This window comes from Halorhabdus sp. CBA1104 (assembly GCF_009690625.1).
Lineage (GTDB): Archaea > Halobacteriota > Halobacteria > Halobacteriales > Haloarculaceae > Halorhabdus.
In genome coordinates this window covers 114,483-135,805 of the sequence record NZ_CP033878.1, presented here as the reverse complement: position 1 = coordinate 135,805, position 21,323 = coordinate 114,483, and the positions used below count along the sequence as shown (strand labels likewise).

The 21,323-nt window shown below is 63.9% G+C and carries 21 protein-coding genes and 1 pseudogene; 7 read left to right on the top strand and 15 right to left on the bottom strand.

The features are described 5' to 3' along the window. Window positions 1-88: 88 nt before the first annotated feature. Window positions 89-706 (bottom strand): GTP-binding protein EngB, encoded by a 618-nt coding sequence (engB, locus tag Hrd1104_RS00745; RefSeq protein WP_154550952.1) that lies wholly within the window; start codon window positions 704-706, stop codon window positions 89-91. Between the two features lie 89 nt (window positions 707-795). Between engB and Hrd1104_RS00740 the strand changes: the two genes are divergently transcribed. The 4 genes from Hrd1104_RS00740 (at window position 796) to Hrd1104_RS00730 (ending at window position 3,369) form a co-directional block, all read left to right on the top strand. Then, the gene (locus Hrd1104_RS00740; RefSeq protein WP_154550951.1) at window positions 796-1,014 is read left to right on the top strand and encodes a zinc ribbon domain-containing protein; all 219 of its coding nucleotides are present in this window, start codon (window positions 796-798) and stop codon (window positions 1,012-1,014) included. After that, window positions 1,014-1,175: a hypothetical protein gene (locus Hrd1104_RS12975; protein ID WP_195837604.1), complete on the top strand. Its 162-nt coding sequence runs from the start codon at window positions 1,014-1,016 to the stop codon at window positions 1,173-1,175. Before Hrd1104_RS00740 ends, Hrd1104_RS12975 begins: the two co-directional genes overlap by 1 nt. Before the next feature lie 106 nt (window positions 1,176-1,281). Then, window positions 1,282-2,565 carry a TIGR00341 family protein gene (locus Hrd1104_RS00735; RefSeq protein WP_154550950.1) on the top strand — a complete coding sequence of 428 codons (1,284 nt, stop codon included), beginning with the start codon at window positions 1,282-1,284 and terminating at the stop codon, window positions 2,563-2,565. 60 nt (window positions 2,566-2,625) lie between these two features. Then, window positions 2,626-3,369 (top strand): SIMPL domain-containing protein, encoded by a 744-nt coding sequence (locus Hrd1104_RS00730; protein ID WP_154550949.1) that lies wholly within the window; start codon window positions 2,626-2,628, stop codon window positions 3,367-3,369. A gap of 14 nt (window positions 3,370-3,383) precedes the next feature. On the opposite strand, the gene Hrd1104_RS00725 is transcribed toward Hrd1104_RS00730, so the two are convergent. The 8 genes and pseudogenes from Hrd1104_RS00725 to Hrd1104_RS00690 form a co-directional block, all read right to left on the bottom strand. Next, window positions 3,384-4,430: an amino acid ABC transporter permease gene (locus tag Hrd1104_RS00725; RefSeq protein ID WP_154550948.1), complete on the bottom strand. Its 1,047-nt coding sequence runs from the start codon at window positions 4,428-4,430 to the stop codon at window positions 3,384-3,386. Continuing rightward, complete coding sequence (locus Hrd1104_RS00720) at window positions 4,427-5,161, bottom strand: amino acid ABC transporter ATP-binding protein (protein WP_154550947.1); 735 nt, start codon at window positions 5,159-5,161, stop codon at window positions 4,427-4,429. Before Hrd1104_RS00720 ends, Hrd1104_RS00725 begins: the two co-directional genes overlap by 4 nt. Window positions 5,162-5,704: 543 nt before the next feature. Continuing rightward, on the bottom strand, window positions 5,705-7,261 hold the full coding sequence (locus tag Hrd1104_RS00715; RefSeq protein ID WP_154550946.1) for an ABC transporter substrate-binding protein: 1,557 nt from the start codon (window positions 7,259-7,261) through the stop codon (window positions 5,705-5,707). Next, entirely contained in the window at window positions 7,258-9,531 is a 2,274-nt protein-coding gene (locus Hrd1104_RS00710; RefSeq protein ID WP_154550945.1) for an ABC transporter ATP-binding protein, read from the bottom strand. The genes Hrd1104_RS00715 and Hrd1104_RS00710 overlap by 4 nt, the downstream gene beginning before the upstream one ends. Continuing rightward, window positions 9,528-10,381: pseudogene (gene nikC / locus Hrd1104_RS00705) on the bottom strand (nickel transporter permease). Before nikC ends, Hrd1104_RS00710 begins: the two are co-directional and overlap by 4 nt. 50 nt (window positions 10,382-10,431) lie before the next feature. Continuing rightward, window positions 10,432-11,400: a nickel ABC transporter permease gene (nikB, locus tag Hrd1104_RS00700; RefSeq protein WP_154550944.1), complete on the bottom strand. Its 969-nt coding sequence runs from the start codon at window positions 11,398-11,400 to the stop codon at window positions 10,432-10,434. A 20-nt stretch (window positions 11,401-11,420) separates the two neighbouring features. Then, entirely contained in the window at window positions 11,421-11,924 is a 504-nt protein-coding gene (locus Hrd1104_RS00695) for a GNAT family N-acetyltransferase (protein ID WP_154550943.1), read from the bottom strand. A gap of 270 nt (window positions 11,925-12,194) precedes the next feature. Beyond that, window positions 12,195-13,163, bottom strand: a complete 969-nt coding sequence (locus Hrd1104_RS00690) for a GTPase (RefSeq protein WP_154550942.1) — start codon at window positions 13,161-13,163, stop codon at window positions 12,195-12,197. 156 nt (window positions 13,164-13,319) lie between these two features. Here Hrd1104_RS00690 and Hrd1104_RS00685 point away from each other — a divergent pair, with 156 nt between their 5' ends. Further along, entirely contained in the window at window positions 13,320-13,637 is a 318-nt protein-coding gene (locus tag Hrd1104_RS00685) for an ASCH domain-containing protein (RefSeq protein WP_154550941.1), read from the top strand. An 80-nt stretch (window positions 13,638-13,717) separates the two neighbouring features. Here the strand turns inward: Hrd1104_RS00685 and Hrd1104_RS00680 are convergent, their stop codons facing one another. Beyond that, window positions 13,718-14,887 carry an FG-GAP repeat protein gene (locus tag Hrd1104_RS00680; protein ID WP_154550940.1) on the bottom strand — a complete coding sequence of 390 codons (1,170 nt, stop codon included), beginning with the start codon at window positions 14,885-14,887 and terminating at the stop codon, window positions 13,718-13,720. Window positions 14,888-14,903: 16 nt separating this feature from the next. Between Hrd1104_RS00680 and Hrd1104_RS00675 the strand changes: the two genes are divergently transcribed. Then, window positions 14,904-15,239, top strand: a complete 336-nt coding sequence (locus Hrd1104_RS00675; RefSeq protein WP_154550939.1) for a hypothetical protein — start codon at window positions 14,904-14,906, stop codon at window positions 15,237-15,239. Window positions 15,240-15,448: 209 nt separating this feature from the next. Here Hrd1104_RS00675 and hisE read toward each other — a convergent pair whose 3' ends face one another. The 5 genes from hisE to Hrd1104_RS00650 all read right to left on the bottom strand — a co-directional run bounded on the left by hisE (window position 15,449) and on the right by Hrd1104_RS00650 (window position 20,137). Beyond that, window positions 15,449-15,742: a phosphoribosyl-ATP diphosphatase gene (gene hisE, locus Hrd1104_RS00670; RefSeq protein WP_154550938.1), complete on the bottom strand. Its 294-nt coding sequence runs from the start codon at window positions 15,740-15,742 to the stop codon at window positions 15,449-15,451. Window positions 15,743-15,813: 71 nt separating this feature from the next. After that, window positions 15,814-16,830, bottom strand: coding sequence for a cytochrome d ubiquinol oxidase subunit II (locus Hrd1104_RS00665; protein ID WP_154550937.1), 1,017 nt, complete (start codon window positions 16,828-16,830; stop codon window positions 15,814-15,816). Further along, window positions 16,823-18,292 carry a cytochrome ubiquinol oxidase subunit I gene (locus tag Hrd1104_RS00660; RefSeq protein ID WP_154550936.1) on the bottom strand — a complete coding sequence of 490 codons (1,470 nt, stop codon included), beginning with the start codon at window positions 18,290-18,292 and terminating at the stop codon, window positions 16,823-16,825. The genes Hrd1104_RS00665 and Hrd1104_RS00660 overlap by 8 nt, the downstream gene beginning before the upstream one ends. Before the next feature lie 194 nt (window positions 18,293-18,486). Beyond that, window positions 18,487-19,065, bottom strand: a complete 579-nt coding sequence (gene pdxT, locus Hrd1104_RS00655) for a pyridoxal 5'-phosphate synthase glutaminase subunit PdxT (protein WP_154550935.1) — start codon at window positions 19,063-19,065, stop codon at window positions 18,487-18,489. A 37-nt stretch (window positions 19,066-19,102) separates the two neighbouring features. Continuing rightward, window positions 19,103-20,137 (bottom strand): FAD-dependent oxidoreductase, encoded by a 1,035-nt coding sequence (locus tag Hrd1104_RS00650; protein ID WP_195837603.1) that lies wholly within the window; start codon window positions 20,135-20,137, stop codon window positions 19,103-19,105. Window positions 20,138-20,287: 150 nt separating this feature from the next. Here Hrd1104_RS00650 and Hrd1104_RS00645 point away from each other — a divergent pair, with 150 nt between their 5' ends. Continuing rightward, on the top strand, window positions 20,288-21,304 hold the full coding sequence (locus tag Hrd1104_RS00645; RefSeq protein ID WP_154550933.1) for a PrsW family intramembrane metalloprotease: 1,017 nt from the start codon (window positions 20,288-20,290) through the stop codon (window positions 21,302-21,304). Window positions 21,305-21,323 lie beyond the last annotated feature (19 nt).

The following is a 21,323-nucleotide window of genomic DNA, read 5'->3' as shown; positions in this document are numbered from 1 at the left end:
CCGAGCGCCGCAGGCGCTCGGATGTTTTTGGCCGAGCTTTTTGCGAGGTGGGTTCGCATCGCGGACCCACCGACGTAAAAAGGTCGTTTCAGAAGAACTTGAACAGATCGTCGCGTTCGGCTTCGTGGAGGTGGTGGCGGACGGCCTCGGTCAGTGCATCGATCGAGCCACGTTTGGCGGTGATCGGAGCGATAGTATGTTGCCATTGCTTCCAGGGCGGGTGCAGGCCAAGGCGGTCACAGAGGGCATTCAGGCGCGCCTCACGGTCGTCGACCTTGTCCATCTTGTTGACGGCGACGACGGTCGGGATTCCGACCTCCCGGAGGAAGTGAAACAGTTCGACATCGTGGGGAATCTCCTCGGGGCCGGAGTGGCGGTCGATGATGTCGATGACGCTCTTGCCATCGACGACGAGCACGCCCACGAGGATGTTGTCGGCGTGTTGCTCGACGTAGCGTACCACGTCGGTCTTGATCTGCTCGCGGACGTCATCGGGCACGCCTTCCATGTACCCAAAGCCAGGGAGGTCCGAAATAACGAAGTCCTCGCTGGTCCAGTCGTAGTGGTTGGGGCTTTGCGTTACACCGGGTCGCTGGCCCGTGTCGAAGGTGTGACCGGTGAGTTCGCGCATCAGCGTCGACTTCCCGACGTTCGATCGTCCCACGAGGACGACCTCGGCATCCCGATCCGGCCGCGTCTGGAACATACCACACGTCGGGACTCGGGGAGGAAAGACACCTCGGTTTCCGTCGCCAGGAGAAGCGTTTATACGAGAGCGAACGACAGTGTGCTGATATGGTCCCTGCAACGAACGACGAACGCGGCTGTCCGAAGTGTGGACACGAAGGAACCGAAGTCGGCGAAATTGCGACGACTGGCGGCGGGTTGAGTAAGCTGTTCGATATCCAGACGAACAGCTTCACGGTTGTCTCCTGTACCAACTGCGGGTACTCGGAACTGTACCGCGACAGCACTGCGGGGACGAGTGATATCGTCGACGTCTTCCTCGGATAATGGTTGCCGGCGTGCTACTCGTCGTAGTGCCTGGATTGCTCGTGATCGGCGTCCCACTGACGCTGTTTTGGATCGCCCGGTCCAAGCACGGCCATCGGGAGACGATGAGCCGCGACGAGGCCGAACGGGTCGCCAGACGAGACATTCGCGAGGAGCGATGAGTCCAGTCGCGAGCCCGGAATAGCTGGTAGCTCGGGGCACAGAGCCGGCTGGCCGCTCACTCCGAGCAACCACAGATATATAGTCACACCGGCCGACGGAACCGGTGTGCGCCTCGTCCAGGTGACGATCCCGGCGGGCAAGCGCGAAGCCATCGAGGAGGCCCTGGAGGAGGATGTCGAGTACGTCCTGACCGACGAGACCAGCGGTCGGGAGTATACGGCCATCGCGTACATCCCGTTGCCGAGGAACGCCGTCGAACCCGTCCTCGAACAGCTCCGTGAGGCCGGCATCGACGAACAGGCCCAAACAGTCGTCGTCGAAGCCAACACCGTTATTTCGCGGCGATTCGAGGAATTGCAGGATCGCTACGCCGAGGAAAAGAGCGAGGAACGGATCGCACGGGAGGAACTCACCTCGAAAGCCCGTGATCTTGCGCCGGCGACCTGGAGTTACGCCATCTTGACGGTCGTCTCGGCGGTGATCGCCACCGCGGGCCTCCTGCTGGATTCGCCGGCGGTGATCGTCGGCTCGATGGTGATCGCGCCGTTGATCGGCCCGGCGATGGCTGCAAGCGTCGGGACCGTCGTCGACGACGACGAACTGTTTCGACGCGGGGTCGGGTTGCAGATCGCCGGTCTGGGACTGGCAGTGCTCAGCGCTGCTGTCTTCGCCTTTCTGGTGCGTAACCTCTACCTGATTCCACCTGGATTCGACGTGACGGCGACCCCGGCGATCCGCGAGCGGTTGCTGCCGGATTTCCTCTCGCTGGTAGTCGCGCTGGGTGCCGGTGTTGCGGGCGTGGTGAGCCTCTCGACGGGCGTCTCGACGGCCCTCGTCGGGGTCATGATCGCCGTTGCGTTGATTCCGCCCGCAGCAACGGTCGGTATCGGAATCGCCTGGGGGTTGCCGACGGTCAGCCTCGGGGCGGGCGTGCTCACGCTGGTGAACGTCCTCTCGATCAACCTAGCTGCTCTCGCAGTGCTGTGGTATCTCGGATATCGGCCGACCCACTGGTTCCGGGAGGATGAGGCCCGCGCGAGGACACTCAAGCGCGTGCTGACACTTGCGGTCGCCATCGCCGTCCTGTCGGTGTTCCTCGGAGGTGTCACCTACGATACGTACACGAGAGCAACCGTCGATGGGCAGATCGACGAGGCAGTCGCCGATATCGTCACCCAGACACCAGAGGCGTCCGTTCAGGACATCTCGATCGAACGATCGAGCGGTCTGTTCTTCCAGCAACCACAGCGGGTCGTCGTCACTGTCGGGAGTCCACCGACGGACCCCCCGCCGGATCTTGCCGCCCGGATCGACGAGCGACTGGATGCGCTCCTCGAAGACGACGTGGCAACCGAAATCAGACACGTACCGACCGAGGCGGCTGCATGACTCAAACAGCCGTTTGAGCGTAAGATAGGCGTATGTAGGCGCCGACCGAAGTGTGGATCGATGCACACCAACAAATCACTCCTCGTGGTCGCGACCGTCGCCGTGATGCTCCTTGCGGCGGTCGGCGTGGCGACAGCTGTCTCGCCAGTCGCACAGACCGAGCAACCGGATCGACAGATCGAAGTCGGCGCCTCGGGTGACGTTTCGGCCGAAGCCGATCGAGCGCGCCTCCATGTCGGTGTGGTTGCGACGGCGGCCGATGCCACGACCGCCCGGAACCAGGTTGCCGAAAACGTCACCGCACTCCGAGCGACGCTCGAGGAACTCGGAATCAGCGACGACAACATCGAAACCGCACGCTACGATATCGACGAAGTGCGAGACCGAGCCGAAACGACGGCCACAGTCGAGTATCGAGCCGTCCACACCTTCCAAATCACGCTCGAAGACCCCGCCCGTGTGGGTGCGGTAGTCGACGGCGTCGTGGACAGCGGTGCCAACCGGGTCCAAGGGGTCTCGTTTACCGTCTCAGAGCAGCGTCGATACGAACTCCGCCAAGACGCCTTAGAGAGCGCGATGGAGCGGGCCCGGAGCGAGGCCGAGACCCTCGCCGGGAGCGCCGACCTGACGATCGAAGGGGCGGCTTCGATCAGTGCAGACGACGTACACGTCCGCCCGTACCGCGTCGAAGAAGCGATGACGACGACAGCATCCGGGGACGTCGCTGCATCGACGGCCATCGAGAGCGGGCCGGTCGACGTCACGGCATCCGTGCAGGTCGTCTACAACGCGACGGCAGCCTGACGCGAGCCGAGCGATCAGTTACGCCCAGTCGACTGGCCGAGTCCCGGGATCGAAACCGTGGTTTCGAACCGGGACATCGCCAGCGCGGTCGTCAACACGAGCGCGAGATAGAACAGACCGACGACAACATATATATCAGTGTATTGGAAGGTTTCTGAGGCGATGTCCCGCGCACGCTGGAACAGGTCCGGGACGGTGATGAACGCCGCGAGCGAGGAGTACTTGACGAGGTAGACGAACTCGTTTGTCCAACTCGGGATCGCGAGCCGTAGTCCCTGTGGGAGGACGACGTGACGGATCGCGCCACGTTTCGAGAGGCCGACCGCACGCGCGGCCGTCATCTGCCCGGCATCAACCGACTCCAGCGCCGATCGGATGTACTCAGCCTGGTAGGCCGAGGAGTTGACCGTGAACCCGACAACGGCGACGGCCGACGCTGCTTGTGGGATCGGTGGTTGCCCGGTGAATCCGACCCAGCGAGCGACATCCGAGAGGGGAAGCGCAAAGTAAACGAAAAACAGCTGGGCGAGCAACGGCGTCCCGCGGATGAGTTCGGTGTACGTCAGAGCGACCATCCGGACGAACAGGCCGCCGTAGGTGCGGGCCACGGCGACCGGGATCGCAACGACCAACCCGAATAGGATCGACAAGATCGTCAAGTAGACCGTAATGAACGCTCCTTCGGCGAGGGCGGGAGCGGCCGTCGTCGCGAGCGCAGCCAGATCGGCGAGCCAGACCACCCAATCGAGCAGGACGCTGGCCGGGCCAAGCGGATCGGTAACGCTCGCGATCGCGTCGGCGACCGCCTCGAAGGGGCCGGCCGGGATCCATCCCTCGCGTGCCTGGACGGTGACCTCCGAACGGACGAGGTCCGGGGCCCCGAGCGCCGTGGCCGCCGCGTCGAGGGCGGCGTTGTGATAGGCCCAGCGCGCGACCAGCCAGCCCCAGAAGACGACGCCGACCGCCCCCAGAACGAGCCGTCGGCGGGCCGGCAACTCTTCGACGAGAGAGCCCCGGTCCGCGGCGGGATCGGCCTCCGTCTCCGCTGGCCCGTCGGTCATTGTTCGAGGTCGGTGAGTCGTCCGAGAAATTCGGCAGTGCGGTCGTTCTCGGGCGTTTCGAACAGGTGTTCCGGGCGGCCGCACTCGACGATTTGCCCGTCTTCGAGCACGGTGAGCGTGTCGGCCGCCGAACGGGCAAAGCCCATCTCGTGGGTGACCGACAGCATCGTCATTCCCTCGGCGGCGAGATCGGCCATCACGTCCAGTACCTCGCCGACGAGTTCCGGATCGAGCGCGCTGGTGGGCTCGTCGAACAACATGAGTTCGGGCTCCATCACCAGCGCGCGTGCGATCCCGACGCGCTGTTTCTGCCCGCCGGAGAGTTCGGCGGGATACGAATCGACCTGATCGGAAAGTCCCACCTGACCGAGATAGGCGTCGGCGCGCTCGACGGCCGTCTCGTGATCCAGCTCGAGGACCTCCTCCAGGCCGAGGGTGATGTTGCCCCGCGCCGTTCGGTGGGCAAAGAGATTGAAATCCTGAAACACCATCCCGACGCGCCGCCGGAGGTCATTGACGTCGAGATCGTGGATCGGATCGCCGTCGAGGACGATCCGCCCGCCGTCGATCTCAGTAAGGCGATTGACACACCGCAATAGCGTGGACTTGCCGGCCCCGCTGGGCCCGACGATCACTTCGACGTCACCGCGATCCATCGCGAAACTGACGTCGTGCAGTACGTCCTCCTCCTCGTAAGATTTCTCGACGTGCTCGAATTCCAGAAGACTCATCGATTCGGTCCCTCGTGGATCGATTCGTATTCCTCCCGGGGCTCTTCGAAGTCCCAATGGCCCGCGACGAGGACGAGACGACTCCCGGATCACAGCCGACATCGAGGGTCTGCTTTGACTCACCGGTCCACTCTCGCAGAACCGACAGCCACGCGTCGTGTTGGGCCTCGCTGTGAATCGCATGCTGGCTATCGTTTTCGTACGTCTCGGCGCGCCTGTTCCAGTACTGTTCGACGAACGCTTTTGGGTCGTCCTGTGTCGAGTCCATTAGGCAAACACCTCCCGACAAGCGACTTTGCGAGATGTCGGCTCGCATCGTTCCGTCGAGGGTGGAGGTGTGCGTGTTGTAGCGCGATGTTCCATCGTTGGCCTTCGAGGAGTGTTGTTGAGTACTATCGAATACGGTCGGACTGTGTTGCCGTTGGACATTGTATACGTTTCTGCGGTGGTATGTGCCATTGTGTGGGTGTCGTCTGTGAGTCGGTTCGATTGGATATTCCGATCGTTCGTGTCGGGGTCAGTTCCCGCCGAGACTGACAGCGGTCACTCCTCGGAGAGCGTTATGGATTCGACCCCGTAGTCGCTCTCAGTGGGATGGGGGCGATAGCCATCGAGTCCCGCCGACATCCCGACGACGTTCGTGTAGTAGGTCAGCAAAGCAGTGGGTGCGTCCCGAAGCGTGATCGCCTGGACCTCGTCGTATTTTTCCTTCCGGGTCTCGTAGTCCATGGTCTCTCTGGCCGTTTCCAGCAGCGTATCGACAGTCTGGTTTTCGTATCCGTGTTCGAGCATCGATTGCTCGGAGTGATACATGTCGCTCAACCGCTCGGGATCGGGGTACCACAGCATCGACAGCGACATGAGATAGCAATCGAAGGCGTCCTGTTTGGTCTGTTCCATCATCGTCGTGTATTCGAAGACCGACAACTTGACATCGATCCCGACCGCGCCGAGCTGGCGCTGGAGGATCTCCCCCATGAGTGGCAAGCGCGGGCGTTCGTTGTACGCAAGGATCTCGATCGAGAGTTCCGTGCCGTCTCGTGTGCGCACGTCACCCTCGCTGTCGTTCGTCCAGCCGGCTTCCGACAGCAGCGTCCGAGCAGTGTCCACATCGTACGTGTAGCCATCGAGGTCCGGATTGTGCCAGCGCTCGACGGATGCGGGGAACGGCCCGACCGCCGCTTTCCCGACGCCTTCGAGGACGGTCTCGACGATCGTTTCCTTGTCGATAGCGTAGTTGACAGCCTGGCGGACGGGAATCTCGTCGAACGGCATCGTCGTCGTATCGAAGACGAGAAAGCGACATCGCGGGATCTGATAGGCCTCGACGTCGATATCATCAGATTCTCTCAGTGGCTCGACGTCGCTCAACGACAAAATTCGGGCCATCTCCAGATCTCCGTTCTCTAATTTGAGTCGCCGGGTCTGGTCGTCGGTGATGGTCTCATAACGGGCGGACTCGACAGTCGGGACCTCTCCGTAGTAGTCCTCGTTTCGAACGGCATTGATGATCGTCGAACCCTCCCAAGACTCGACTTTCAGCGGCCCAGTACCGATCAGCTCAGAGACGGTTCCATCCTCGTAGGCCGCCGGCGAGAGAATAGCCGTCTTTGGACGGGTGAGATGGGCCGGCAACGAGACCAGCGGACTCGCCGTCTCGATGGTCACCGTCAGATCGTCGGTCGCACGAACGGCTTCGATCGGGATGTCGGCAAACGCCGGGGAGTCGACCGCCCGTCGGAGTGACCGAACGACTGCATCGGCGTCCATCGTCGTCCCGTCGTGGAAGGTGACGCCCTCTCGCAGTGAGAACTCCCAGTGACGGGCCGAGTTGTCGCTCGTCCAGTCGGTCGAAAGCTCCGGGACGGGCTCGATGTCGTGGCTGACGCCGACCAGCGATTCAGTAATGCCAAATCGCTGGAGGATCAGCCCCGCATCCAGAGGATCGATTGTGGGTTCCCACGTCGAGGCGATGCGTAATGTCTGGGCCTCGCCTCCATCCGACGAGAGACAGCCGGTAAGGGCGATTGCCCCGCCTGCAACGGCACCTTCTAACACTGTTCGTCGACTGATCGGCTGTGAGTCGTTTCCGTTCGTCATTGTCGTCGTTTGTCGGTAATCGCGTCGCTGTTCGATTTCGCGCTGTTCGCTGTCGATGACTCGCCGCTAGTCGGTCGGTTTGACTCCTCGATAGCAGCTGTTCTCGGCTCCTCGCTCCCTCGACCAGCCGGATGGTGACACCGTGTCCGGACCTGGCCGTCGTGTTCCAACGGCGGTTCACGCTGCCGACAGGTGTCCGTTCCAGCCGGACATCGCGGGAGAAAGGCACATCCGGACGCTTCTGGGGCGGGTGACTGTGTCATCCCGGGGCGTGAGGCCGCTGTCCCGGCATCGATGCCCGGAATCGCGTCCAGTAACGTCCGCGTATAGGGATGGGAGGGGTCAGCGAAGACCGTCGTTGCAGGGCCGGTCTCGACGAGCTGGCCGAAGTACATGACCGCCACGCGGTCGGCCATGTGGCGGACGACTTCCAGATCGTGCGAAACCAGGAGATACGTCAGTCCGAGGTCCCGTTGCAGCGAGACCAGCAGATTGAGGATCGTCGCCTGGGCCGAGACGTCCAGTGATGCCGTGGGTTCGTCGAGCAACACGACCGACGGCCCCAACGCGAGTGCCCGGGCAATGGCCACCCGCTGGATCTGTCCCCCGGAGAGTTGTCGGGGCTGTCGCTCGGCGTATTCGACCGGCAGCCCGACCGAATCGAGCAGGGATTCGACGCGTTCGTCCCGTCGCTGTCGCTCCCAGCCGGCCTCGTACAGTGGCTCGGCGATGACCGCCCGGACGGTCTGTTTCGGGTTGATGCTGCGCTGTGGGTTCTGGAAGACGACACCGATCTCCGATCGCTGGTCCATCGTTCGTCCGTCCACGCTGCCGACGGCCTCGCCGTGTAAGCGAACGGTCCCCTCGGTCGGCGTCTCCAGGCCGGCGATCAGCTTGAGCAGCGTCGATTTCCCACAGCCGCTCTCGCCGATCAGTCCCATCGTCGTCCCCGCATCCACCGACAGCGAGACGTCTTGGAGTGCGGTCCGTCGCTCGGCCGTCCCGACGAGGCGATCCGTGAGCGTCTCCGACGTTTGGAAGGATTTGCTCACGCCCTCGACGGCGATGATCGGCTCGGACTCGCCCGGCGTCTTCTCGGTATCGCTGTCGCGGGTCGCCGAGCCACTGCCAGTGTCCCCCGATGGACGCGCCCGTGCGTTGCTGGCGACGGGCTGTCGGTCCGTCGAGACAGATTCACCATCAGCCGCGTGCTGTTCCGCCGGAGTCGCTTGCCCCGTTCGTTCGACAGTCCGTGGGGCTCGGGCACTCGGGACCACACAGTCGACGGTATGGCCGGCGGCGACCGCGACGGTCTCTGGTGGCTCCTCACGGCAGGCCGCCGTCACGGACGGACAGCGGTGGGCGAACGGACAGCCTGCAGGCCCAGTGGTCCGCTCGGGGACGTCACCGTCGATCGTCGGGAGTGTGGTCTGAGGTTCCGAACGCCGTGGAATACAATCCAGCAGGGACTTCGTGTAGGGGTGACTCGGTGCCGTCAGTACCGCGTCGGTCTCGCCGCGCTCGACGATCGATCCGTCGTACATGACGAGGACACGATCACACAGCTCCGAGACGACACCCAGATCGTGCGTGATAAAGAGCAGTCCCATGCCGTACTCGCGGTTGAGCGCCCGGAGCGTCTCGTGGATCGCGGCCTGTGTCGTCGTATCCAGAGCCGTCGTCGGCTCGTCAGCGATAAGCAGTGACGGGCGGCGTGCCAGCGCGATGGCGATCATCACGCGCTGGCGAAGACCGTCGCTCAGTTGGTGTGGGTAGGCGTCGATCCAGTCGCCGGGCTGGTGGATGCCCGCCGCCTGCATGGCCTGGCGAACCGCGTCCCGGTTGTCCGTCCGTCCGCGCCGGCTCAGTCGGGACGTGAGCTCGCCGACCAGGGACTGTTGGTGTGGCCGCTTGCGGATCCGAAGGGCTTCGTCGATCTGCTCACCGACGGGAAACCCAGGGTTGAGCGAGGACGCCGGGTCCTGGAAAATCGTCGCCAGTTCCTGGCCGCGTAGCCGCCGAAGCGTACGTTCGTCGGCGGCGGTGAGATCAGTCCCGTCGAACGTGATCGTCCCGTTGGTGATCTCGCCGGGCTCTTCGAGGCGGACGAGCGAGCGGGCCGTTGCCGATTTCCCACAGCCACTCTCGCCGACCAGCCCGAGGATCTCACCGGCGTCGAGTTCGAAAGAGACGCCGTTGACCGCACGGACGGGACGACCGGTTGTCCGAAATCGAACGTCGAGGTTGTCGACAGTAAGGCGTTTACTCATGTTCGTCTCCGTTGTTCGAGGGTCTGTTGATCCGGGTCCAGCAGATCCCGCAGGCCATCGCCCAGGAGATTGAACCCGATGACGGTCAGCATGATCGCGATACCGGGGGCCGTGATGAGCCACCACGCCGACCGGAGGTGATCACGACCGGCGTTGACCATCATCCCCACTCCGCGGTCGGTGGCTGTGCGCCGACTCCGAGAAAGGACAGGCTGGCGACCGAGATGACGACCGTGCCGAGGTCCAGCGTCGCCAGGACGATGACCGGATGCATCACGTTCGGCAGCAGGTGTCGGCCGGCGATGCGCCAGCGAGGGGTTCCATACAGCTTCGAGGACTGCACGTAGGCGTTGTGCTTCACCGAGAGGACACTGCCCCGAACGACCCGGGCATACGAGGCCCAGCCGACGACCGAGATCGCGAGGACGATACTTGTCAGCCCGGGACCGAGAATGCCGGCGACGACGAGCGCCAGAATGAGCCCCGGGAAGGCCAATTGGATGTCGACGAGCCGCATGACGGCGGCGTCGACGAGGCCGCCGGCAAAGCCCGCAACCAGCCCGACGACCGTCCCGACGACCAGCCGGATCGCCGTCACGAGGACGGCGACTCCAAGCGAAATACGAGCCCCGTAAACCAGCCGCGTTGCGACGTCGCGCCCGAGTTCGTCGGTCCCCAGCGGGTGTGCCAGCGACGGCGCTGCCAGCCGGTCACGAAGGGCCTGGGCCGCCGGATCGTAGGGCGTCACCAGCGGCCCCACGATCGCAACGACGCCCAGTACGGCGACGATCGCACCCCCGAGCGTGACTTTCAGCGGGCCCGACCGGATCCGACGCAACCCTGCGTCGATCGCGGTCCGGACCGACCGGATCGTCGGCTGCCGGGCGAGCAGCTGGTCGATCACGACCGGACACCCCGCTCGATCTGTGGGTCGATGGCGACGTATGCCAGATCGACCAGCTGGTTGATGAGGACGAACAGGACCGCTGTAACGAGGACAACGCCCTGGACGACGGGATAGTTCCGGGCAAAGACCGCATCGACCAGTAGCGTTCCCAGACCCGGCCGCTGAAAGACGACTTCGACGACGACGGCCCCGTTCAACACGAAGCCAAACTGCAGTCCGATGATCGTCACGACCGGGATGAACGCGTTGCGAAGCGCGTGTTTGTAGACGACGAGGCGCTCGCTGACGCCCTTCGAGCGTGCAACGACCACGTAGTCTTTGCCCAGTTCGTCGAGGACCGACGTGCGGACGATCCGGGTGATGATCCCGGCCATCGCAGTGCCGAGCGTGATCGCCGGCAAGACCAGATGCCCAACCGTTCCCGACCCCGAGACAGGTGTCAGTCCCAACCCCAACGAAAAGACGAGAATCAGGAGATACCCCAGCCAGAAATTGGGGATCGAGACGCCCAGCAGTGCCCCGACTTGAGCGGTATGATCGATCCACGTATCGTAATGCACTGCGCTGAGAATGCCAAGCGGAATCGCGATCACGACCGCAACGACGATCGCCGCGATGGCCAACTCGGCCGTGTTTGGCAGGTGCAACGCCAGCAGTTCTCGGACGGACTGGCTGCTGTAATACGACGACCCGAAGTCACCGTGGGCCACGTTCACGAGCCAGGAGAGGTACTGCTGGACGAACGACTCGTCCAGTCCTTGCTCGGCGCGAAAGGCAGCCATTTCCGCGGCGGTCGGTTCACGCCGTAGCTGCTGGGCGAGAATCGTATGGGCCGGATCGCCGGGTGTCAGATAGATCAGGCCGTAGGTGAGCAGCGACGCGCCGAACGCGACGACTGTGACGGACCACAGCCGGGAGAGACCACCGTAGAGAGTGCCCGATAGATCCACGTTGTCGACCATTGTCTTCGCAGTCGACCCCGTCACAGCGGCTTTTCGTAGAAGATAACCTCCCCATCGAGTACCGGATGGGGCTCTCGATGTGTCTCCTCGTAGCCGTGGGCCTCGTACAACGATTGGGCGACGGTCAACACGTCGTCAGTGTGGAGGGTGATGCGATCGAACGCTTCCCGGCGGGCGAACGCTTCCAACTCCTCAAGCAATGCAGTCCCGTAGCCCTGCTGCTGGTGGTCGGGCATCACCCGCAACCGTCGCAGTTCGATCGCATTCTCGTCTTCGGGTCGCATCCCGCCGGTCGCGATCACCGTGTCATCGAGACAGCCGACGAGGAACGTCCCGCCAGTCTCGAAGTAGTGCTCCGGAACGTTCCGGAGATCCTCGTCGAAAGAGGGCTTCGAAACGAACGGGAGCGGTGAGGACTGGATCGTCCGTTTGTGGACGTGCCAGACTCGATCGGCGTCGGCGGATCGAAAGCAGCGGACGGTGAGTGGCGTCACTTCGTCGTCGGGAACCGGGGACTGGCTCATGTGCGATTGCTGTAACAGACCGGAAAAAAGTATTACGGAACTATGATCCAGTAATACTATATCACACTTTATTGTCTCAATATGATACTCTATGACTGGTCCACCGGACAATTGTTCTCGGGCAGATCATCGGAAACGCAAGGACCATCTCGCTCGGTCAAAAGACGCTGCCGGATACCGAGACGCACCCGTTCTCACAGTGAGTGAGGACACACGCTGCTGATCGTGGCCTGTGAGTTGACAGCAGAAAGAAAGGAGCCAGGTCGCCGCTTACTCTTCGAAGGGCAGTTCCGGCTCGTACCCGACGGCCTCGATCGCTGCATCGAGGACGCCATCGACGTTGTCGTTTTCGGTGACGCTCATGTAGTGATCGGCCGCGACGTCACGGGCTCGGTCGCTCTTGTTGCAAACCGTCAGGACGGGAGCGTCCTCGAAACGTTGGACAACATCGTCTCGGAGGTCGAGTTGGACCTCGATCGGGAAGCCACACTCACCACTGGCATCGACCATGACAAGCACAGCGTCGGCGAGGTGCTCTAAGGCACTGATCGCCTGGTTCTCGATATCGTTGCGCTCCTCCGGGCGGCGATCGAGCAGTCCGGGGGTGTCTACCAGTTGATACCGGATATGGTCGCGTTCGATGTGCCCGACGTGGATCTGCGTCGTCGTGAACGGGTAGGCGGCGATCTCGTTGTCCGCCCGCGTCACGCGGTTGACGAACGACGACTTCCCGACGTTGGGATAGCCCGCGACGACGATCGCCGGTTCGTCGGGACGGATGTCCGGGAACACCCGAAGCGCGTTCCGGGCCTCCCCAAGCGCCGCGAGGTCATCACTCACCTCGCGAGTGACGTCCGCCAGGCGGGCAAAGGCCTGCTTGCGGAGTTTGCGGGCGCCGTCGGTGTCAGCGTTGCGCAGTCGGGATTGGTACTCGTCGCGGATATCGTCGGTCTTCCGGCTGGCCCACGTGACCTCCGAGAGGTGCTGGCGCAACTCGTCGACGTCGCTCTCGGCGTCGGCCAGCTCCCGATAGAACGGGTCGAGTTCGTCGAAGTCCGGCCAGGCCGTGACGACGTTCTCCAAGTTGTCCGAGAGGATGTTCGAGGCGGTCTGGAGCATCGACTCCTGGGCCTCGTGGCCTTGCTTGGCCCGGCCCGCCCGGGCGGCCCGTGAGAAGGCTTTGTCGATGAGTTCCTCCGACGTGGGCGTCGTCGGCAGGGCTTCGAAAGGATGGCTCATTGTCCACGCATAGACCGTGCGACGGGAAAAGGACCGCGAAACGGGCTCGTCCAGGCCGGAAGCCTGCTGTACTGGGATATCACTGGAGCTGACAGTGCCCGCCGGGATCGATGGCTCGGGACAGCCGTTTTTGTCGCTGTGGCCCAAACTGGGGACATGGCACACAGAGACGCCACCGAGATCCTTCCAGGCGGGCATCTTACCGCGCAGGTACTGGACGGCGACGTGACCCAGATCCACCGCGGGCAGGCCTACGCCGCGGAGGGCGACACCTTCGATATCGACGGCACCACGTTCGAAGTCACCGACGTGGCCGAGCGGACGCTCGGGGATCTGACCGACGAGGACGCACAGCGCGAGGGATCTGAGAACTTAGCGGCCTACAAGCAACGCCTCGCGCGGGTCCACGACGAGTTCGAGTGGAACCCCGACAGCGAAGTCGTCCGCCATCGTTTCGAGCCAGCCGAAGAGTGAGCGACGGGCCACGGCGAGTGGGTCCTTGAAGAAGTCGCCGAGTCACCGCTGGAGCGAGTCGCCGACCAGCGGGCAGAGAGTCAGTCGTCGGGCAAGTCTAAGACCCACGCTGCGCCGGAGGTCAGTCCTTGCTCGCCGTCCCGCGTCGCGCCGACGAGACCGACAGTTCCGTCCGCCGAGATGTCGACGCGAGCCCCGAAGCTGTCGTTGACCGTTCGGTTGGGAAACTGCGTATACTGTTCGCGCTGTGTCCAGGCGTCCCCGTCGGCTTCGAGCAGATGGACGGACCCGACATCGATGTCTCCGAGACTCCCACCGCCGCCGCTCCCCACGAGTGCCCGTGTCCCGTCGTCGGTGAGGGCGACGGCGTCGCCGAACCGCTCGTTGCCCTCGATGGTGTCGGGCACGACGGTGGCCTGCTGTGTCCACGCCCCGCCGTCAGCCGCGAAGACCGACACCGACCCGGAGGAGTCGCCGGTGGCGGTGTTGTCCAGCTGATCCCCGACCATCGCTGTCGTGCCGTCGCCGGACAGCGACACCGTACTTCCAAACTCGTTGTACTCCTCGCCGCCCTCGGGAACGAGTTTGTCCTGCTGGCCCCAGTCGCTCCCCTCGCCGGAAAAGACGTAGGCAGCGCCGGCCTCCTCGCCGTTCTCGTTTGATTCCTTGCTGGCTCCCAGCAGAGCCGTGGTGCCGTCCGCGGACAGCGCCGCCCGCAGCCCGAAGCCGTGGGCGTCCTCGCTGTCCTCGGCGGTGAGTCGCGTCCGATGTTCCCAGGTTCCGTCGACCCGTTCGAGAACGTGAGCAGATCCGTCGAGGTACTCGTTCGGGTTCTCCTGGGAAAACTGATTTGCGCCGACGAGTGCTGTTGTGCCGTCGGCCGACAGCGCCGCCGAGAGGCCGAATCGCTCGCCCGGCCGTTCTTCGGCCGAGGTCAGTCTGGCCTCGCGGGTCCACTCGCCACCCTCGGCGGAGAGAACGTATACCGTCCCGATGGGAGCGGTCCCCCCTCTCGCACCCGCCGGCACGCCGACCAGCGCCGTCAACCCATCGGCCGACAGCGCCACGGCGTTGCCCAGCAGTCCCGGCGTGTCCTGCTCGTCCGGGCTGACGCTCCTGGCTTGGGTCCATCCGCTTCCGTTCCACTCGAAGATGAAGGCCTGACCGTTGTCTTCGTTCGTCGTCACGTCCCCCACCGCGCCGACGATGGCCGTCGTCCCGTCGCGGGACAGGGCCACGTCGTTGCCCATCCGGTCGTTCTCCCCGATGCTGTCGGGCAACAGTTTCGTGTTCCCCGACGGTTCAGGAACGGGAGTCGATGTCGGAGTGGGTGTGGCGGTTGTCTCGGTCTTCGTCGACCTGTCGGTAGGCTCTGGGGAGGGATTCGCCGACTGCGTCGATGTGTCTGACGGCGTTGGGGTAAGCGTCGCCGACGGTGTGGACGTGCCCCGGTCGCTACTCACCGTCTCGTCGGGCGTCCCAGTCAGCGTGTCGTCTGACGAACCCGCAGTATTGCACCCGGCGATTCCACCGACGACCGCAAACCCGATTGCTCGTAAAAGGTTCCGTCTACTCTGCTTCACGGGGGCAGTGAAGACCTGATGCTCAAAGAATGTTGGTAAGATGCTATGCGCGTCATCTGGGGCGTCACCGCCGCTCGCGCAATTCCGCTCGCAAATCGCTCAAATCCATATCGCTTCCACCTTTTAGTCCTCGGGGTCGCAAGCGACCCGCTCGTCGCAAAAGCTGGGCCAAAACTCCTTCGACCTCGCTTCACTCGGTCGAGTGAAACGCCGGCTCCACGCTGGAGATTAGCGACGTTCCCGCAATTCCGCCCGCAGATCCGCCAGATCCATGTCTTTCATCGCCAGCAAAACGAGCAGGTGATAGACGATATCGGCACTCTCGTGGGCAATTTCTTCCCGGTCGTCGTCTTTGGCCGCGAGTAGCAACTCGGTCGACTCCTCGCCCAGCTTCTCCAGAACGGCGTTCTCGCCTTTCTCGTGGGAGAACAGATCGGCCGTGTAGGAGTCCTCGGGCAGCGTCTCCTTGCGGTCCTCGATTACCGCGAACAGTTCGTCGAGAATCGCTTTCTCGTCAGTCATGCTCGGGAGAACACACCACTGGCCCCTAAGCGCGTCGAAGCGATGACGGGGCCGAGACCGAAGACGCCGACTTAGGCGCCGTATCCCTCAGTTTCGATCGGCCCACTGAAGACGCCATAGAGGAATTTGAAGTACCACAACACGACCACCAGCACCGGGAACCCGAGGACGGTCGTGAGGTTCAGCGCGAGCGGTGAGACCACCGCGTCGCTCACGGTCAGCTCCAACCCTGTCGCCGTTGCGGGATAGATCGTCGGATACAACAGGAGAGCGACGAGCGCGCTCAACAGCGTGGGCAAGGCGAGCGCGGTCGCGAGCCACGCCCGGTACCGATCGCGGAGTGCGAGGACGATCCCACTGAGGCCTGCGACCACCGAGAGGCCGACGATAGCGATCCCAGGAGCCGAGAGGATCGTTCCGGCGGCCTCGCCGGCGTCGGTCCAGACGACGACCGCGAGCAAGACGACCACGCCACCGAGGTACGCAAGCGTGGCGACGACGCCGAGATCGCGCATCTCTCCGGCGAGGGCCGGCCCAGTCTTTGCCGCCAGGAACGCCGCGCCGGTGACCGCCGAGACGGCGACCAGACCAACGCCAGTCAGAATCGCAGGCAGCGAGAGCGCACCCACGCTGAACACCCACGAGCCGGCCAGGACGCCAAACAGGAACGGCGCGAGGACACTCCCGCCGACGAAGGAGTAATCACAGGCCCGTTGCCAGTGCTCGTCTTCGCGCTGTTCGCGAAGCTCCGGGCCGATACCGCGGAACAACAACGCCAGGACGAACCCGAGGGCGATCAGGTAGTTGTCGGCCAGTAGCCGCGAGTAGACGTCCGGAAAGGCAGCGAGTGTCATCGTGCCGAACGCGATCAGCCACACCTCGTTGGCGTCCCAGATCGGCCCGAACGCCGCCAGGAGGGTCTCGCGCTCGTGATCGTTGTCGCGGGTCGCATACAGCATCCCGATCCCGAAGTCGAACCCGTCTAAGACGATGTACATCGCCAGGGCGAACATCACGACCCCGAACCAGACGTCCGGCAGGGACGGGACGAGATACGTCTCGACCGGGATGAACAGGGGCTCAATCATCGCTGGTCACCCCCGGGATCGGCCCGTACCAGTGATCGGTGGCCGACTCTGTAACACCCAGTTCGGTGAGCTCGCCCTCGATCAGCCACCGGAGGGTGTACAGCGCGGCCAGGACCAGGCCGATATAGATCACCACGAACGCGGTCAGGCTCGCGGTGGCTTCCGTCGAAGTCAAGGTCGAGGAGACGGCCTCGCTCGTTTTGAGGACGTCTTGAATGACCCAGGGTTGGCGGCCGATTTCGGTGACGTACCAGCCAGTGAGCAAGGCGGCATAGCCCAGTGGCGAGGCGAGTATCATCGCCTTCAGGTACCGGCTGCTGTCGGCAAGCCGGTCGCGGTAGATCAGATAGCCACCCCAGAAGGCCAGCCCGATAAACAGGAAGCCGAGCCCGACCATGAGCCGGAACGACCAGAATACCAGCGCCACGGGCGGGTTATCCTCGTACTCGTTGAGCCCGATCACCTCCGCATCGAAATCACCCCCGCTGGCGAGGAACGAGCCGACTCGCGGGAGACTGATCGTAAAGAGGTTCTCCGCCCGCGGATCGGTCAGCGCAGAGAGGTCAGTCGGGACAGCAAAGAGGTGGAGATCGGCAGTCCCGGTTTCGTAGTGGCCCTCCATCGCAGCGAACTTCTGTGGCTGAGTGTCCTCGACGTGGCGGGCGTAGGCATCACCGTGGACGGCCTGCAGCGGTGCGGCAACGATCAAGATCAAAATAGCGATTTTCAGTGCCGTCTGCCAGGCTTTCGCGTCGCGTTTCTTCCAGAGGATGTACGCGGCGACACCGGCGACCAGCAACGCGACGGCGATCACCGAGGCGTTGATCATGTGGACGTACATCCAGGTCATCCGCGGCGTGAGGAACGCGGCGATCGGATCGGTCAACTGGGCGACCTCCATCCCGTTGCGTGTGATCATCTCGTAGCCCTTTGGCGTCTGCATCCAGGCGTTGACGACCAGGATCCAAAAGCCCGACAGCCAGGCTCCGAAGCCGACAAGCGCCGAGGAAAGCACGTACAGCCGGTCGCTGACCCGCTCGCGGCCAAACAGCAACACACCGAGGAAGACAGCTTCGAGGAAAAATGCCATCTTCGCCTCGAAGGCCAAGGGGCCGCCGATCAACTCGCCGGCGACCGCCGAGAACTGCGGGAAGTTCGTCCCGAACTGGAAACTCATCGGAATGCCGGTGACTGTTCCCATGACGAACCCGACGGCAAAGACCTTCAGCCAGAACGAGCGCAGCCGTTCGTAGCGCTCGCTGTCGGTCCGAACTGCTTTCCACGTGAAATAGACGATAAACGGGGCAAGTCCGATCGAGAGAGCGGCAAAGAGGATGTGGACGCTGATCGTCCAGCCGAACTGGACGCGGCTGGCGAGCTCGGCCGGCAAGAACAGCGCCGTCCCGTCGAGTGCCGCCCCGGCCCCGAACGCGACATCGAGTACGTTAGTGGCTGATTCCATCCGTTGGGCCGCGTTCGAACTACCGAACCGATAAGCTGGCGGTATGCTCTCGCCCGATGAGAATTGGCGAAAATATTTTTATGTTTGAGTAAACTGTATTTCCATAACCGGCAAAATATGAGGGGAGCAGTCCGGTCTACTCGATTGCCATCGGAGACAGCCCACCACACCGACCGAGTGGGGCGTCCTGTGGGCTATGCGAAGAACGCGAGATCGTGAATCCGGTGATCGGCGGTCAATTCTGGATGGAAGGAGGTTCCGACGACCGGCCCATCCCGGACTGCAACGGGTCGGCCTTCCCAGGTAGCCAAGACCTCCGCGTCGCCGACTGCGCTGATGACCGGCGCGCGGATAAACACCGCATGAAACGGGTCGTCTAGGCCTTCGACGGAGAGCGGTGCCTCGAAGCTGTCTTTCTGGCGGCCAAAGGCGTTGCGCTCGACGGTGAGATCGAGTACGTCGAGAGTGTCGACGCGCTCGTCACCGGCGTCGCGGGCAGCGACGATCAGCCCGGCACAGGTCGCCAAAACGGGCTTGCCACTGTCGACGTGGGTGCGGATCTCCGACGCGATGCCTTCACGATGGAGCAGTCGAGAGATGGTTGTCGATTCACCCCCAGGTAGCAGAAGGACGTCACACGTCGGCACGAGGCCGGCCTCCCGGATCTCGACGACTTCGACGTCCTCACCGTGGGTCTCAGCAGCCGACCTGACGGCCTCGGCGTGTTCGCTGACGTCACCCTGGACGGCGACGACACCCGCGTGAAGCGTCATATCGATCGCTATCCGATCGAGCGACAAAACCCTCCCGTTACGCCCCGGGGTCCGAACCGAACCGCTCGGCGAGTTGGCGACCGGCCCGGAGCCCACTCGCCAGGGCAGCGTGAGCCTGCCCGACGCCGGCCACCCAGTCACCGGCGATAGCGAGGCCAAATTCGAGTGGCCGCTCGTAGAGCGCGGCGTCTACGCCGTCCGTCGGGACGCCCTGCCCCCATCGGTGGTGATCCCACCAGTCGGGTTCGCGGAGGCGATCGTCACCGACGAGTCTGGCGACGTAGTGGGCCGACTCGATCGCCGTCTCCCGGGCCGAAGCGTTCGCGTTGGCTGCAGACCACAGCGAGCCGAGTTGCAGCGTCAGGACGGACTCGCCGTCGGGGACGTGACCGCGTTTGCACTGCTCGCGACCCATCCAGACGACGTCACTTGCGCGTTCGATGCTGACGAGCCCGTAGTAATCAGCCCCGAAGGCAAACGGATAGTGGAGGGCCACGACGTCGATCGACCGGTGGGCACTGTCGTCGGCCGCTCTGGCGAGTTCTCTCCGAAGAGTCGCGTCCCAGTCGGCCCCCTCGAACAGCACGACTGCGGCGGCAGCCGGGACAGCGAGGACCGCCGCGTCGAAGGCGCGTCGGTGGCCCGCGGCGGTCACGACCCACTGTCCGCCTCGGCGATCCAGGGCCGTCACTGTCGCCCCTTCTTCGATGCGTGCGCCGCTGGTCTCGAACAGCGACTGAACGAGGGTGTCGATGCCGTCCCGGCCGGAAAAGCGCGGGAACTCCGCCGGTCGTTCGCTGATCGTCCCGTCCGCGTCGAACTGCTTGACGGGGCGATCGATCTCGACGAGGGAGTCACCGGCAGCGTCAGCGACCAGCTCCCGAAGGTCCCCATCAGCCAGCAGCACGTGGTCGGTCCCCACGTCGTAGATGCAGCCCTCACGACGACGGCTGGCGAGACGGCCACCGACTGCACGCGATTCGAAGACGGTCACGTCCAGGGCATCGGGAAGCGCGAGTGCTGCCCCTGCCCCGGCGATCCCGCCACCGATCACGCAGACCGACCGATCCATACGTCGGCTTCGGCCGCCAGCGTTTAAAATCGATGGGCGAGGGACCGTCCGCCCCACCGACTGGGGGCTGGATAAGCGGCGAGGAGACGTGTCTCGGTCGCGGGGTCGACCGCCGGCAGACACTTCCCGACGCCACGCCGAGCAACCAGCATGCCCAAGCGCGATCCGATCCAGCAGTCCCAGGACGGATCCATCGACCGCTACGACATCGTCGAGTGGCAGCCCCGCTCGTGGCTCGACCACCTCGCGATCGGCATCCATCGACGCCTGGCCGTCCTGGCTCGGTCAATCGTCATCGTCCTGGCGGTGGTGATTCTCGCGACGCAACTGCTACTTGGCGGCCTCGGGACCGTGACCGATCCCGTCGTCGGCACGCTGACCGCCCTCTCGGCCGTGCCCGCACTCCTGTTGGCAGTCTACGTCTGGCGGGCCGACGTGACGACCAACGAGCCCATCAGCCTGCTCGTCAGCACGTTCCTACTCGGGGTGCTGTTCGCGGGCTTTGCGGGAATTGTCAATTCGATCTTCGATCCGGTCTTTCTCGCAGTCGGTGCGTTGGTAGGCGATCCGTTCTTCGGCCTGGTGGCGATGTTCTACCTCGTGGTCGGCCCGGTCGAGGAAGGCGTCAAACTCCTGGCGGTCCGACTCGGCGCGTTCCGGGACGATCGCTTCGACGCCGTCGTCGACGGGGCCGTCTACGGCGCGGTCGCAGGCCTCGGTTTCGCGACCATCGAGAACGCGATCTACATCACCGGCCAGACGATGGGCGAGGGCGGGCTGGCCGTCCTCGCGACCGGTGGCTCGACCGCCACGGTTCGAGCGCTGGCTGGGCCGGGCCACGTCATCTACTCGGCGATCGCAGGCTATTATCTCGGCCTGGCGAAGTTCAATCCCGACGACGCGGGACCAATCGTCATCAAAGGACTCGTCGTGGCCACCCTGATGCATGCCACCTACAACGCGCTGGTTTCGGTCGTGCCCTTCGCCCTGGCCGAGGCCCTCCCGATCGGACCGCTGGCAGCGATCGTGATCTTCGTCCTCGCTTTCGACGGGCTGTTCGGGTACGTCCTCCTGGGGAAGCTACGAGCCTACCGACGGGCCTACGAGGCGACGAATGCCGACCAGCAGCCGGCCCTCGACTCCGAGCTGACCGAATTCGACCCGTGACGGCCACGGCGAGATGCTT